The sequence below is a fragment of the Paenibacillus sp. YIM B09110 genome (assembly GCF_037167145.1).
Taxonomy (GTDB): Bacteria; Bacillota; Bacilli; order Paenibacillales; family Paenibacillaceae; genus Pristimantibacillus.
Map to the genome: position 1 here is coordinate 403552 of NZ_JBANSP010000001.1, position 14392 is coordinate 417943.

The 14392-nt window shown below is 50.2% G+C and carries 11 protein-coding genes; 5 read left to right on the top strand and 6 right to left on the bottom strand.

The genetic code is table 11. From position 1 onward, the window contains the following. Positions 1–3: 3 nt before the first annotated feature. Positions 4–894, bottom strand: a complete 891-nt coding sequence (locus V8F51_RS01775) for a carbohydrate ABC transporter permease (protein ID WP_337098313.1) — start codon at positions 892–894, stop codon at positions 4–6. A gap of 93 nt (positions 895–987) precedes the next feature. After that, positions 988–2310 (bottom strand): ABC transporter substrate-binding protein, encoded by a 1323-nt coding sequence (locus V8F51_RS01780; protein WP_337098314.1) that lies wholly within the window; start codon positions 2308–2310, stop codon positions 988–990. Positions 2311–2675: 365 nt separating this feature from the next. Here V8F51_RS01780 and V8F51_RS01785 point away from each other — a divergent pair, with 365 nt between their 5' ends. From V8F51_RS01785 to V8F51_RS01795, 3 genes are read left to right on the top strand one after another with little or no spacing between them, the layout of a single operon-like run. Further along, positions 2676–3620 carry a glycoside hydrolase family 113 gene (locus V8F51_RS01785; protein WP_442956389.1) on the top strand — a complete coding sequence of 315 codons (945 nt, stop codon included), beginning with the start codon at positions 2676–2678 and terminating at the stop codon, positions 3618–3620. After that, a complete protein-coding gene (locus V8F51_RS01790) occupies positions 3617–4813 on the top strand; it encodes an AGE family epimerase/isomerase (RefSeq protein ID WP_337098316.1) in 1197 nt (398 codons plus the stop codon). The genes V8F51_RS01785 and V8F51_RS01790 overlap by 4 nt, the downstream gene beginning before the upstream one ends. 48 nt (positions 4814–4861) lie before the next feature. Beyond that, a complete protein-coding gene (locus V8F51_RS01795; protein WP_337098317.1) occupies positions 4862–6040 on the top strand; it encodes a glycoside hydrolase family 130 protein in 1179 nt (392 codons plus the stop codon). A 143-nt stretch (positions 6041–6183) separates the two neighbouring features. On the opposite strand, the gene V8F51_RS01800 is transcribed toward V8F51_RS01795, so the two are convergent. Genes V8F51_RS01800 through V8F51_RS01815 form a run of 4 tightly spaced genes read right to left on the bottom strand, consistent with a single transcriptional unit; the run spans position 6184 to position 10240 of the window. Next, on the bottom strand, positions 6184–6402 hold the full coding sequence (locus tag V8F51_RS01800) for a hypothetical protein (RefSeq protein WP_337098318.1): 219 nt from the start codon (positions 6400–6402) through the stop codon (positions 6184–6186). Between the two features lie 26 nt (positions 6403–6428). Next, positions 6429–7631: a Ger(x)C family spore germination protein gene (locus V8F51_RS01805; RefSeq protein WP_337098319.1), complete on the bottom strand. Its 1203-nt coding sequence runs from the start codon at positions 7629–7631 to the stop codon at positions 6429–6431. Positions 7632–7652: 21 nt separating this feature from the next. Then, entirely contained in the window at positions 7653–8744 is a 1092-nt protein-coding gene (locus V8F51_RS01810) for a GerAB/ArcD/ProY family transporter (RefSeq protein ID WP_337098320.1), read from the bottom strand. Positions 8745–8779: 35 nt separating this feature from the next. After that, positions 8780–10240: a spore germination protein gene (locus V8F51_RS01815; RefSeq protein WP_337098321.1), complete on the bottom strand. Its 1461-nt coding sequence runs from the start codon at positions 10238–10240 to the stop codon at positions 8780–8782. Positions 10241–10461: 221 nt separating this feature from the next. On the opposite strand from V8F51_RS01815, the gene V8F51_RS01820 reads away from it, so the two are divergent. Together V8F51_RS01820 and V8F51_RS01825 are read left to right on the top strand one after the other, a co-directional pair. Beyond that, on the top strand, positions 10462–12261 hold the full coding sequence (locus V8F51_RS01820; RefSeq protein ID WP_337098322.1) for an ABC transporter ATP-binding protein: 1800 nt from the start codon (positions 10462–10464) through the stop codon (positions 12259–12261). Further along, the gene (locus V8F51_RS01825) at positions 12258–14075 is read left to right on the top strand and encodes an ABC transporter ATP-binding protein (protein ID WP_337098323.1); all 1818 of its coding nucleotides are present in this window, start codon (positions 12258–12260) and stop codon (positions 14073–14075) included. Before V8F51_RS01820 ends, V8F51_RS01825 begins: the two co-directional genes overlap by 4 nt. Positions 14076–14392: the final 317 nt, after the last annotated feature.

Genomic DNA, 14392 nt, shown 5'->3' on the forward strand with positions numbered 1-14392 from the left:
CCTTTATTCCCCCTTTCTATTCAGCAGGAAGCGCTGAATCGATAACACGATGACTACAAATAACAACAAGACTACACTCATTGCCGATGCTAGGCCGTAGTTGTTGAACTGGAATGCGGTCTCGATAATTTTCATAACGAAGGTTTCGCTTGCTCCGGCCGGTCCGCCCTTCGTCAATACGAAAGGTAGATCGAATACTTCCAAAGCTCCCGTAACGGTTAAGAACAAGTTCAACTCGATAATCTTATAGATGTTTGGCAGCGTAATATGCAAAAATTGCTTCCAGCCGTTCGCTCCGTCGATCGATGCGGCCTCATATAGGTCACTTGGAATCGATTGAAGCGCCGCTAAGTAAATAACCATATTGAAGCCCATGAATCTCCATAGGCCGATAGAAGCGAGCGTATAGTTAACGAATGAACCATTGCCAAGCCAGCTCGTTTCGGACAAAGCTCCGAAGCCCAGCTGTCCCAATAAGTAATTAAGCGAGCCGTTCGTCGTATCGAATACGTATCCGAATAAGTAGGCGACGGCAACGCCGTTAAGAATATAAGGCAAGAAGAGCAGCAGTCGGAAGAAGTTGCGCCCCTTCAGCTTGCTGTTAAGTACTACCGCGAAATAAATAGCCAGGATGTTCTGAACGATACCGACGACGAAGTAAGCAAGGTTATGCTTGAACACGCCGAAGATGCCCGGATTGGAGAAAACCTCCTTATAGTTGTCAAAGCCGATCCATGACCGGTCCGGACTTAAGCCGTCCCAGCTCGTGAAGCTGATGCGAAACAGCTCGAGCGCCGGGTAATAAGCAAATGTCAGAAGCAGCAGCAGCGGCACCGACACGAACAGAGTGATGATGAGCTTCTTCTGCGTATTAAAAGAAAGCCTGCTGAACATACGGTATCCCTTCCTTCCCGAAAGACTAGGACGGATGATCTCACAACCCGATCATCCGTCCGCGCCTCGTTATCTAATGAATAACAATTACAGTTACAGACCTAAGTCCTTCTTCGCTTTCGCCCAAGCCGTGTTCACTTTATCGAATACTTTCTGCGGATCCTTCGACAATACGAACTCTTGAACGACAGCCGCTTGGTCAAGCTGCGCTTTGTTCTGGATTTGCGTTGCCGCATCCACTGGTTGCGCCGGCTCGAAGTATTTCGGCGAGTACGTGTTGAATTCCGCAAGCTGTGGCAATTTTGGTTCTTTGCCTTTGAGCGTCGGGATGAAGCCGGCGAAGTCGTCGAAGCCGGATTCTTCAATCATCCATTTCACGAACGCTTTAGCCGCTTCTACGTTGCCGTTTTTGTTAACCGCGTAGAAGAAGTCCGGGTTAAGAGGTGCTTTCGCTACGCCGCTGTTGTCGGCAGGGAATGGGAAGAAGCCTACGTCCTCGGCAGCAGCGCCGTTCTCGATAACTTGGTTGATAACCCAGTTGCCAAGCAGATACATGCCGAAGTTGCCCGATGCGACGTCCTTCTTCGATTGCTCCCAGTTCGTCGAGTTAACGTCTTTCTCAAGGAAGCCTTTTTCGTACAGTTCACGAAGGATGCCCCATGATTTGCCGTATGCGTTGTCAAGCGTGTAAGGTGTATCCGTTTCAGCGCGTTTGTTCTGGTGAGCCGGGTCCTCGCCTACGATCGTAGTCACGTCATATACCCATGCATCAAGCGGCCATTTGTCCTTGAAGTTGGAAGCGAGCGGCACGATGCCTGCATCCTTCAGCTTCTGTGCAGCTGCAAGGAACTCGTCGTACGTTTTTGGAATCGCCGTAATGCCGGCTTTCTCGAACGCTTTTTTGTTATAAACGATACCTACAGTAGAACCGCCGGAGGATACGCCGTACATTTTGTTTTCGAACGATTTCAAATCTTTGAAATAGATCTCGTCGGAAAATTGAATGTCGTCAAGCGGAGCGAAGTAGTTCGACAGCTCGTTGTTCGGAATGGTAGGCGTGAATACGACGTCCGGGAAATCACCGGAAGCGATACGGATCTTAAGCGTTTTGTCGTAGTCAAGGATCGCTTCGAACTTCAGGTCAACGCCCGGGTATTTCTCCTCGAATCGTTTCTCGTAATCAACATACTCCTTGTCAACCATGTCGGTACGGTTCGTTAGGAACACAACCTCGCCGGTAATGTTGGAAGCAGCCTCCTCGCCCCCGCCGTTGCTCGGCTTGTTCGTTGCCGTGTTCTCGCTTGCCGGTGCGTTTGTCGCTTTGTTCGTTTCATTGTCCCCATTGTTCCCGCCACATGCAGCCAACGTTGTTAGCATAACAGCAGACAATAAAGCTAACGATGCAATTTTCTTCATTTCGTATTTCCCCCTGTTCATCGTTTGGTAACGCTTGCAAATTGAGTTTACCTCACTAGTAAGCGTTCGCAAATGGTTTAAAATGCGATTTATAGTCTTCAAATGACATCTTCAGAAATTTCATTTATAACTAACATTTATTCAATGTAATCGCTTTAAGTAGGTTATTTGCCTCTAAATCGCTTCGTTTATTGAAGAAGAAATAAAATTCGCCCGTTCCGCGACTAAGGTATTGCCAAAACGCCTGTTTATCATGTTTACTTGTTATATAACAAACTAATTAATTATGATAACAAATCTACCTATCAGCAAAGCGAGGCGATTCTATGTCAACTTTGTCCACTTTACCCTCCTACATCGGAGGAATGACCTGGGGTTGGACCGGCGTTCGCGGCACTTGGACTGGCGAGCAAGCCGATAAATCGATGGAGCTTATGGCCAGCCGCCTTAACGTGAACTGGACGGCCATCACGCTCGGAGCATTGCAAGATCATCCGCAAGCAACTGAAATCAAATATAAGGAAGCGCCTACCGTAACCGACGAGGAAGTACGCTCTGCCATTCGCAAAGCGAAGGAGCTTGGGCTGCAGGTTGTAATGAAACCTGTCGTGAACTGTGCCAACGGCACTTGGCGCGCCCATATTAACTTCTTCGATGTCGACGTGCCCTGTGAACCGAAGTGGTCGGAATGGTTCGCCTCCTATACCGCATTTATCGTTCATTATGCACGGATCGCGGAAGAGACCGGCTGCGAGATGCTCTGTATCGGCTGCGAGATGGTACAGACGGATCGCCGTGAGGAAGAATGGCGTAAGCTTATCGCCGAGGTTCGAGGCGTTTATTCCGGCATCATTACTTACAACTGCGATAAATATCAGGAAGCCAATGTGAAATGGTGGGATGCCGTCGACGTCATCTCTTCGAGCGGCTACTACCCGATTGACAATTGGGAGGAGCAACTTGATCGCATCGAGCGTGTTGTGGCTGCTCATGATAAGCCATTTTTCTTCATGGAAGCGGGCTGTCCGAGCCGCGAGGGCTCGCCTTACATCCCGAACGACTGGGGACTTGCAGGGGCGCCGAGCGAGGATGCGCAGCGCAGCTTCTACGAAGCGATGTTCTCGGCTTGCGACAAGCGCGACTGGGTAGGCGGCTTCATGTTATGGGATTGGCCGGCAAAGCTTTATGAAGAAAGCGAAGCCGGCGCCAACGACGACTACTGCATGTACGGCAAGCAAGCGGAGAGCACTGTTCGTTCGTATTACACAGTTAAAACAAAGCAACCGGCGAAAGGGGCGGCAACTAAATGAGCGACTGGAAACAGCAATGGTTGCCTGCCATTGAGGCGGAGCTGAAGGATAATATTCTCGGCTTCTGGATGAAGCATTCCATTGACGAAGAGAAAGGTGGCTTCTACGGCTACATCAGCCGCGAGCTTGAAGTGGATGCCTCGGCAGACAAAAGCTCTGTGCTCAACACTCGCATTTTATGGACATTCGCTTCCGCCTATCGCATTTATAAAGACAAGCAATATTTGCGAATAGCCGAGCGTGCGTATGCCTATGTAACCGAGCATTTCATCGATCGCGAATACGGCGGCTTGTACTGGATGGTGGATGCGGAAGGTAGCCCGTCCCAGCCTAAGAAGCAGATTTACGGCCAAGCATTCGCCATCTATGCGCTGTCCGAATATTACCGCGCCACCGGGCACGAGCCGGCACTCGCACAAGCCATCGAGCTCTTCTCGGTGCTCGAGAAGCATGGCTACGATCCTATCCATAAAGGTTATGTCGAAGCGTTGTCCCGCGAATGGGAACAAACCGATGATCTTTCCTTAAGCAACAAAGATTTGAACGAGAAGAAATCGATGAACACGCATCTGCATGTGCTGGAGGCGTACACGAATCTGTACCGTGTATGGAAGTCGGATGAGCTTAGCGCGAAGCTGAAGGAGCTAATCGAAGTCACGATCAAGCATATTATCGATGCCGACAGCGCGCATTTCCTGCTTTTCTTCGACGAGGAATGGAACAGCAAGTCCGAGCATGTCTCTTACGGACATGACATCGAGGGCAGTTGGCTGCTCGTCGAAGCTGCTGAGGTGCTTGGCAACGAAGCTCTGCTGGCAGAATCGAAGGCCATTGCGCTGCGCATGGCGGAAGCGACGTTGAATGAAGGCGTCGATAAAGACGGCGGGCTATGGAATGAAGCAGACGCTCATGGACTCATCGACGCAGACAAGGACTGGTGGCCGCAAGCCGAAGCCGTTGTCGGCTTCTATAATGCTTATCAGATGAGCGGCGACGAGAAGTACCGTGACGCTGCGCAGCGCTCCTGGCAATTCATCGAAAATTATATCGTCGATAAACAGTTCGGCGAATGGCATTGGAGCGTAAACGAAGACGGCAAGCCGAGCGAGAATGTGCAGAAGGTAAGCGCCTGGAAGTGCCCTTATCACAACGGCAGAGCTTGCTTCGAGATGCTTGAGCGGCTGCAGCACTAGCACATCCCGACTAAAAAATAGGCAATTAATGAAATGGAGGCCATCCTAATGTTAAATTTTGAACAACGCAAACAGCTTCTTACGGAGCGTTATGAATCTCTCGTCAGTCGCAAAAACAGTCCGATCGAGCTCGGCAACGGAATTTTCGAACGTTACGAACATCCAGTTCTAACGGCTGAGCATGCACCGCTTCACTGGAAATACGACTTCAACCCGGAGACGAACCCGTATTTCATGGAACGTATCGGCGTTAACTGCGTCTTCAACCCGGGCGCTATCTCGCTGAACGGCAAGTTCTACCTTGTAGCCCGCGTCGAAGGCAATGACCGCAAATCGTTTTTCGCGATTGCAGAAAGCGATAATGGCGTAGACGGCTTCCGCTTCTGGGATCATCCGATTCTGCTGCCGGAGACATCCGATCCGGACGTTAACGTCTACGATATGCGTCTCGTTCAGCATGAAGACGGCTGGATTTACGGCTTGTTCTGCACCGAGCGCAAAGACCCAAGCGCGCCAAGAGGCGATCTGTCCAGCGCCGTTGCGCAATGCGGCATCGCAAGAACGAAAGATTTGAAAACATGGGAGCGCCTTGCCGATCTGAAGACGGCTTCCAACCAACAGCGCAACGTTGTGCTGCACCCTGAGTTCGTAGACGGCAAATACGCGTTCTATACGCGTCCGCAAGACGGCTTCATTGATACGGGATCCGGCGGCGGCATCGGCTGGGGCTTGTCCGACACGATCGAGAATGCGGTTATCGATCGCGAGATCATTATCGACGAGCGTCACTATCATACGATCAAGGAAGTGAAGAACGGCCAAGGTCCCGCTCCGATCAAGACGGACAAAGGATGGCTTCATATCGCTCATGGCGTTCGCAACACCGCTGCCGGCCTGCGCTACGTCATCTATGCGTTCCTATCCGAGCTTAACGATCCTAGCAAAGTAACGCATCGACCTGGCGGTCATCTGATCGCACCGGAAGGCATCGAGCGCGTAGGCGACGTATCCAATGTAACGTTCTGCAACGGGGTTATCGCACTAGAGAACGGTGATTTGTTCATCTACTATGCATCCTCCGACACGCGCTGCCATGTCGCCGCGACGACAGTTGATCGTCTGCTCGACTACGTCATGAACACGCCGGAGGATCCGCTTCGTTCATATGCTTGCGTAGAGCAGCGTATTGAAATGATTAACCGCAACTTGCAGCTTTCGTCAAAATAGATTCTTGCCCGTTTAGCCATATAAATAGCCTATCCTTCCTTTCCAATAGATGGATAGGCTTTTCAACTACTGCAAGCCTGCTTTGGCTTGCTATTTCCTGATTGGAGCCAATCGTCGCCGCTCGTACGTATCGTTTTATTTGATTATTTGATTATTTTATCTACTTTACCGAATATAAGCTTTACGAACTGGGTCGGTCCTGGCAAGCTAGGGTAATAAAGAAGTACTATCGCCAGAAGAGAAGCAAAAATCGTAACGCCTGCCGATACCTTTCTAGCTTCCTCCTGTTTGTTGCTTCGCCACTCGGCAATCAAAATTACAGCGGTCAAAAGAACGATCCCCATAACCGATATTGTTTTCATGCCTTTCCATCCCCTTGCAACCCGTCTTAGTCCGAATCCTGTCCCGTGATTCCCTGAGGTCCAATCGATTTTCCGGTACGTACAATATGTGCTTGAACGTCCATTTTCACATCTAATTCGGAGAAGCGGGTTTCCCAATTATGGACTTGTTTTTTCCATTGCTTGGGGTAGCGTCTGCGGAATGCTACGGAAAAATCAAACAAATCAGCCTTCAATTTTTTTTGTGCCAATAAGAGCGCCTTATTGGCCAAGTTCTCCAATCTTTCCGCCCAAACTCTCTCAAGCTCATCCATCCTTGTCGATTCAGCCAAACTAATATCCGTTGTATCTAATACAACCTCGCCTTTAGCTTGTATATTAATCTGCATGTTCCACACCTCGTCAATGATTCGAGGCACCAATTTGGCCTTCATTTCTATAACGCGAATCGAAAATGAGCCTTTCTCGTCTTTCATTTTGAGCGGCATAATAAGGTTATTCAATTCGTTTGCAAGCAGCAAAACGCCAACGGTTAGCGGCTCCTCGACGGTATTCACATATCGGCCGTTTTTATACAAGCTAAGTCCTTTAACATAAGGGGTCGTTGTGTAGCGGTTCTGTCCAGGATCGGCTGGAAGGACGCGCATTCGCGATAAAATGGCCGATTGACCGGGTCCTTCAATGGACTTGGCCAGTTTGAGTACGGTAACTCGCGTACCAAGACCCATATTCGCCATTTCACGTAAAGATTCGGCTGAGCTTCTTTCCAAAGGATCCAACAAGGCAAGCAGCTCCCTGGCGGGTTCAGAACTGGAAAACACGTAAGCATGTTCGCGAAATTGTGGGTAGCGCAGCAAAAAATCGATATATTCTCGCAGTCCCTGCTTGCCCGCCTGTTCACTGATGACGACAACCTCGCAATGTCCCCAGAACATATTGCGGGCAACCTTTCTCTGTAATCGATTCAAGGCTTCAGCGATATTGCTTCCTTCTGCCGTACGAATCAATGTTACGCCGCTAGAGCTGCCTCCTTGGCCGCTGCCGCCGCTTTCAGCTCCGTTTCCGCCCTTTCGCGGAATGAATATTTGAGAAGTTAACTGCACCTTATCATCCACGTAGTCAATCCCGGTTGCCAGAACGATAGCCAAATCGTTAATTTCAGTTCGATCCCAACATCCCGTCAATAAGATGCCGCTCAGTAGAAGAGCTATGAAAGCTCCACTTCTTCTTTGTCGCCTTCTATGATTCATACCCGTTCACCATTCTTTTCGCTAAATCCCTGCTTTTTTTCTCAGTAACCCCAGAACATATATCGCCGTTGGCAGCACGAACAGCATTAACATGGTATACACATTAGCCGATGTGCTAATAAGACCAGCGGCGCTCTGGCTATCGGATACAATCCAGTAAGAGTAGATAACACACAGGAATGCAAGCGGAAATACTAACTGTCTGTAGTCTTTCAAGCCCAGCCATTCAGCTGCTGAAGTTGCAAAAATATATAGAAACACAGAAATTTTAACGAAAATTCCGAATATCCAAATGGCGATAATAATCGCCTCAATATGCTGAAGAAAATCAGCAATGGTAATGTATCGAGCTGCGATCATGAAGGGAAAGGCAAAGCTATCCGTGAGGTCACCCATAAGAAACAGACAAAAAATATTCGTGATCATCATCGAAGCAGTAATAACAAGAAGGGATAAAACCATTGTTCTCACCGGCGGTTTTTCCGATTTGATATAAGGAAGCAAAAAAGCAAGCACAATATACTCGCTAAACCATGCTGCCGGTGCAATCCCCCCTTTAATCGAAGGAAGAAGCCCGTTTTCCATAAAAGGTAAAAGCTCAGCTGGTTCTAATTCACCAATCAGGAGAACAAAGATCAGGCTCAACAAGATCACAAGCAATGTAACAAATACTTGAGCGGTTCGGCCCACGACTTCAATTCCAAGTCTCACATTAACGGCACAGACGAGAACCATTGTACCCATTACGATAAATAATGGAGTGCGCGGTAAGGCGTTGTTCGCAATAAACTCTCCATATTCGCGAATAATGAGCCCTGTCACATGTGGAAGATACGTCAGAAAAAGAAAGCCGATCACTTTACCCGGCAACCAACCTGCAATTAATGAGCTAGCCTGAATGATGGTTTTTCCTGGATGCAGCTTTTGAAGTCCAAACGAAATGCCGATGACTGCCAAACCAACTATTGCCCCCCAGACTGGGGAAAGCCACATATCATGACCGGCAAAATGCATGGTCATGCTTGGAACGGATAAAATTGAGGTAGCCAGTATGGCAGGGAAGATCATGAGGGCTAGTTGGCGCGCGGATATTTTCCCTTTGTCTGTAAGCAAGACGCTTCCACCTCTCCAAGTCAGTCAATTGTACGCTAACCTCGTTTCTTCCACGATAGGGAACGTCCCCATATATCCTTTAATCCCTCGCTTGATGTCGGAGCTGCAGGAGAAAGATAAGGCGTACCGAAAGAGCGTAGGCTGCTTAAATGAATGACAATCAAAATAAAACCCAACATGATCCCTGTGAGTCCTAAGGTACCAGCCAGTATCATAATCGGAAATCTCAGCAAACGAGTGACGACGCTTGTCGAATAACGCGGAATCATGAAGGATGCAATACCGGTCATCGCCACTACGATAATCATGGGTGCTGAAACAATGCCAGCTGACGTTGCAGCTTGGCCGATGATCAAAGCACCGACAATGCTGACCGCTGAACCAATCTGCTTGGGCAGCCTGACTCCAGCCTCACGCAACGCTTCGAATGATATTTCCATGATGAGCGCCTCCACTAAAGCCGGAAACGGAATCTCTTCCCTCGCCCGCGCAATGCTCAAAAGCAGCACTGTCGGAATCATTTCCTGATGAAATGTAGTAATTGCTACGTAAGCGGATGGCAACAGCAACGACAATACATAAAAAAAATACCTCATCCAGCGAATAAAAAGACTCATGTATATATTCTGGTAATAGTCTTCCGGCGATTGAAGCATAGTGAAAAGATTAACGGGCGCGATGAGAGAAAAAGGTGTCCCGTCAATAACGAGCGCGAAACGTCCCTCCAGTAAATTAGCGGCAACCACATCCGGCCTTTCCGTTGCAAGCATTTGCGGAAAAGGCGAAAACCGTTGATCAATGATTCCTTCCTCGATATATTTGCTCTCAAGCACGTCATTTAGTTTCAATTTTTCAAGACGGGCTTCGACCTCTCTCAGCAGGGATGGATCGACTACCCCCTCAATAAACAAAAATGCGATCTGCGTCCCCGTAAACTCACCTTTTTTAAAAGATTTTATTTTAAGTGCTGGAGTTTTCATCCGCTTGCGCAGCAGCGAAAGATTCATTTCCAAAGATTCTGTAAACCCGTCGCGCGCACCTCTAATGGTCGATTCGGCGGCAGGTTCTTCGGGAGCTCGAACGGACACCTTTGACATTGAGTAGATGCTCCCTGCAGATTTACCTTCGACAATCAAAAAAGCGTTCCCCTCCAAAATAGCCTGCACAGCCTCATTCACCTTGCCTACAAGGTGCATAGAGGAAAATGGAACATTTGATGGACTAGGTAAAATAGTTCCGCCACTTACATCCAAGTTATTGAGCAATGCATTAAAAGCAGGATCAATTATTAGCGGCATCAGCACCTGCCTCTCAAGTCGATCCGTATCGCATAAACCCTGACAGTAGACGCATAGTGCAGGAGTGCTCATGGAAGTAATGAACATGTGGAACACGATATCCGAGCAATTTATAAAGGCTTTTCGCAGCATCGCTTCATCTTCTGTTAGGTTACCTGTGAATGCAGCCACTTGCTGCCCTTGCCCGCTCGTGTTCACGATGATGGTCACCCCTTACTCTTGATGAAATTAATGGATGATTCTAGCATGATCTGCCAATCCAAAGTTTATTCGTCATTCCCCCCCTCCTCCCCCAGACGTAGATCGTTCTGTTCTGCAGCCCTATTGTCAATCGATTCCATTTACTAAATAATAGAACTTGTGCAGCAGCATTGTCATGCCGCGGATTCACTCGTCGCAAGAGTTAAGGAGGAATCGAATTGACCACCCAAGAGCAAGCTTCGGAGTTAGATAAGCCAATATTAGTTGTACTTAAAATGCTGCGCTGGGCCAAAGCCTACTGGCTCGCCTACTTAGGCATTATTGCCATCGTTCTAGTTGCATCGTTGCTTCCTGTCGGCTGGGCCGAAGCGATGCGCCTATTGTTCGACGCGACTTCGCAGCTCAATATGGACGGCTTGCTTCAAGCCTCTATTTGGTTCGGCTCCCTGTTCGTTATTGAAGTTGCCGTATCATTCCTGCAAGCGCTGCTCAATCAGCGGCTAAGCAACCGCACCACGCTCGATATGCAGCGAGGCCTGCTTGGCGGACTTTTCTCAATGAAGCTTTCTCGTTACATGAAATGGCATACAGGCGATAAGCTCCAGCGGCTCAATAGCTCCGCACCGACCGCACAGGAGGGAATCAATAAACGTATCCCCGAGCTCATTCACAACGTCCTTTCGATTTTGTTCCTATTCGTCTACTTAACGATTCTGTCTTGGGAGCTGATGGCCGGAGCGATCGTCGTCGCCTTGCTGCTTCCGCTGCTTAGCAATATGCTCGCGAAGCCGATACGCAGATGGCAGGACAAGACGAACGAGGGCCATGGCGAGCGCGACGCCATGCTGCTCGATCAATTGCAAGGCGCTGAGGTTATCCGCAGCTACGGACTGCGCCCTTCCTTCAACAAAGCGTGGAGAGACAAGGTCGAGACGACAAGGCATCGTTGGCTGCGAACCGAGCTGCTGCGCGCCGTGAACGGCTGGGCTGTGTTTATCGGTTTTTGGCTTGGCCAAGTGTATATATTCAGCATGGGAGCTTCGATGGTCGTTAATGGGAGCCTCGCCGTCGGCGCCATAGCCGCTTTCATGTTATCGTATGAACGGCTCGTCTTCCCTCTTGCGCATCTTATTCAGACCTGGTCCTCCGTCTCGGACTCCGTCGCGCATGCGAAGCGAGTCTATGAGATGATCGATCCTGCCGAAGCAGCAACAGCAACAGTTATGGATGCCAGCTTGCCTTCCGCCGCCGACTTGCCTCAGCAGGGCGATATCGTCTTGGATCATGTCACGTTCGCCTACAACGATCAAGACCTTGTCCTTAATCAGCTCTCGCTGACCATTCGGCAAGGTCAGGTTACTGCCATTGTCGGTCCTAGCGGGAGCGGCAAGAGCTCCCTGATTAAACTCATTCTCGGTCTTCATTCCCCTTCTTCGGGAACGATTCGATATGGCGCACATGATCTGAATGAACGCAACGCTGGATCGTGGAGAAGGCTTACCGCTTATGTCCCGCAAGACGCCGCACTGTTCGATGCAACAGTCATGGATAATATCCGCATCGGCCGACTGGACGCTACGGATGAAGAGATTGCCGAAGCGGCTCGTTTTGCAAACGCTCACCTTTTTATAGAGGCGCTGCCCGAAGGGTATGCAACCCGTCTTGGAGAGAGAGGACAGCGTCTATCCGGAGGCGAGCGGCAACGTTTGGCACTGGCAAGAGCGTACTTGCGCAATCCTCGTGTTTTGCTGCTGGATGAGCCTACCTCGGCATTGGACGGCATTAACGAGCGTCTCATGCAGGATGCGCTTCAAAGCGTAATGCAAGGAAGAACCGTACTTGTAGCGGCACATCGGCTATCCACCGTTGAAGACGCGGATTGTATCGTTTATATGGAGAATGGCAGCATCATGGAGAGCGGGACGCATGCCGGGTTGCTGCAGTTAGGCGGCAAGTACGCTGCGCTTGTCAAAGCGGGCGACTGGTCCGACCTGCGAGAGGAGAGTATGGCCCGATGAATTCACCAGTCCCATTACGTACATCGCCAACGCTCAGGCAGCTTATTGCTTTGCTCTGGTCGAAGCTGGGCAAGGGGAAAGTTCCTTTTACAGCATCGGTCATCTTAACCCTCGGCGAGACTGTTGTCATGCTGCTCGTTCCACTGCTGATGGAAATATACTATAACCGACTAGAGCTAGGACAGTTAACCTATATTAACAACCTAATGATCATTTCTACCGTAATCGTAATCGTCCTTCTCGGTCTCACTATTCTCGGATTCTACTATAAGCAAAATAGTATGAGCGCACTTCAACGAGACGTTAGTTTAGAACTCGCCGACGAAGCGCAACGACTGCCGCTGCAAGATGCCGCGGCATCGCATTCCGCCGACCTGGCCCAGCGGATATGGGCCGATGGAGACCGAACAAGCTGGATTCTCTCCACCTTGTTCCACGGCATCGGCAGCCAAGCGATTATGCTTGTGCTCGCCGCCATCTATATGCTGTGGCTGCAATGGGAGATTGCTTTGGCGCTGTTCATCCTTATGCCGATTGGCATTGTTGGCAGCCACTTGCTTCGCAGAAAGCTCGGCGTCATCGGCCTTGCCGTAGCGGAGCAGGAAGCCGCCGTCCGGCAATGTCAGCAGGATGCGCTGCAAGGCATGGAGACGCTGCGCGCGTTCGGCGCCGAAGGCTGGATGATGGACCGATTCGTGGAGGAACGCCATAAGCTGAACAGGCTGTATATGAAGCGCATGTGGTGGAACGAGCTCGTGAACGGACTTACCGTCTCGCTATCCCTTCTCTTCACCTGGGGCTCTGTACTCGCAGTCGCTTGGTTAGCCGTACAAGGAAAGCTCCAGATCGGCGCGTTGATGGCCTTCTTCGTGCTCGTCTGGAGGATCTACAATCCGCTCGTCAATATCGGCAGAATGTGGGGCGAGGTACAGCAGAACTTAGGGCAGACCGCTCGTATATCCGCCCTTTGGAGGGCGAAGAAAGAGCCTAGCCATGTCGCCGACAGCTTCAGCGGCAAGGAGCAGCATGGAATACGCTGGAGCAACGTATCGTTTCGTTACGATGAGCATGCCGGCGTTCATACAGATCAACAAACAACCGATTCAAACACCAATGCCGACATGGCCGCAGCCGGTCAACCTTTGCTGCAGCGCTTCAGCCTGGAGCTGCTTCCCGGTTCATTCACCGCTATCGTTGGACCAAGCGGGTCCGGCAAGTCCACGGCGGCCAAGCTTGGCGCGGGGTTGTTATTTCCCGACGATGGCGAAGTAACCATATGCGGATCGAATCCTAGCCGCCATGCTGAATTCGCAAGGCAATTCGTCGCTTATGTTCCGCAATCCCCATATCTGTTCGCGGGTACGATCCGCGACAATCTGCTCGTCGGCCAGCCTAATGCTTCAGACTCCGAGCTCGTTGATGCAGCTGTTGCCGCAGCCGCTCACGATTTCATCGTGGCTCTGCCGGACGGCTACGATACGCCATTGAAGGAGCATGGCAGCTCTTTAAGCGGCGGGCAGAAGCAGCGGCTGGCTATCGCCCGCGCCATGCTCTCAGATCGGCCGATCTGGATCTTCGACGAAGCGACCTCGGCGCTCGACACCGATACGGAGCGCTTCGTGATGGATAGTGTTCGCAAACGCACACTGCTGCAAGGAAGCACGCTGCTCGTTATCGCCCACCGGCTGACGACCGTGCAGGACGCAGACTCCATTATCGTCATGGAGAACGGCTTGATCACCGAGCAAGGCGACCATGATCAATTGCTGATGCTCACAGACGGCACCTATCGCAAGCTCTGGAATAAAAACTAAATATAACCGGGATGGATCAGCTCTATTAGCTGCTCCGTCCCGTTTCTTAACGGTCCATTGATGCCTCCCCCAGCTTCACATCCGCTTCGATCCTTAGCAAACTAACGCCTCCCCCTCAACCTTTCACTGCACTTTATGCAACTGATCAACCTCTACACGGAGCTTCTATAAGTCCTCGTTGCAAATTTTGCAACTGAATACCCAGTTACCTATTCATTCATGCCTTAGTGAACGGTCATCCGCTGCATATTGTGCAACCAGGGCTCATGAGCGAGTGTTCCTCAGCTCTATCCGTTGTAAATTTTGCAACGAGCCCT

Excerpts from the sequence above, each read along its gene's own strand:
- V8F51_RS01805 (WP_337098319.1), bottom strand. The coding sequence starts at position 7,631 with ATGAATCATAGAAGGCGACAAAGAAGAAGTGGAGCTTTCATAGCTCTT.
- V8F51_RS01775 (WP_337098313.1), bottom strand. The coding sequence starts at position 894 with ATGTTCAGCAGGCTTTCTTTTAATACGCAGAAGAAGCTCATCATCACT.
- V8F51_RS01780 (WP_337098314.1), bottom strand. The coding sequence starts at position 2,310 with ATGAAGAAAATTGCATCGTTAGCTTTATTGTCTGCTGTTATGCTAACA.
- V8F51_RS01825 (WP_337098323.1), top strand. The coding sequence starts at position 12,258 with ATGAATTCACCAGTCCCATTACGTACATCGCCAACGCTCAGGCAGCTT.
- V8F51_RS01795 (WP_337098317.1), top strand. The coding sequence starts at position 4,862 with ATGTTAAATTTTGAACAACGCAAACAGCTTCTTACGGAGCGTTATGAA.
- V8F51_RS01785 (WP_442956389.1), top strand. The coding sequence starts at position 2,676 with ATGACCTGGGGTTGGACCGGCGTTCGCGGCACTTGGACTGGCGAGCAA.
- V8F51_RS01800 (WP_337098318.1), bottom strand. The coding sequence starts at position 6,402 with ATGAAAACAATATCGGTTATGGGGATCGTTCTTTTGACCGCTGTAATT.
- V8F51_RS01790 (WP_337098316.1), top strand. The coding sequence starts at position 3,617 with ATGAGCGACTGGAAACAGCAATGGTTGCCTGCCATTGAGGCGGAGCTG.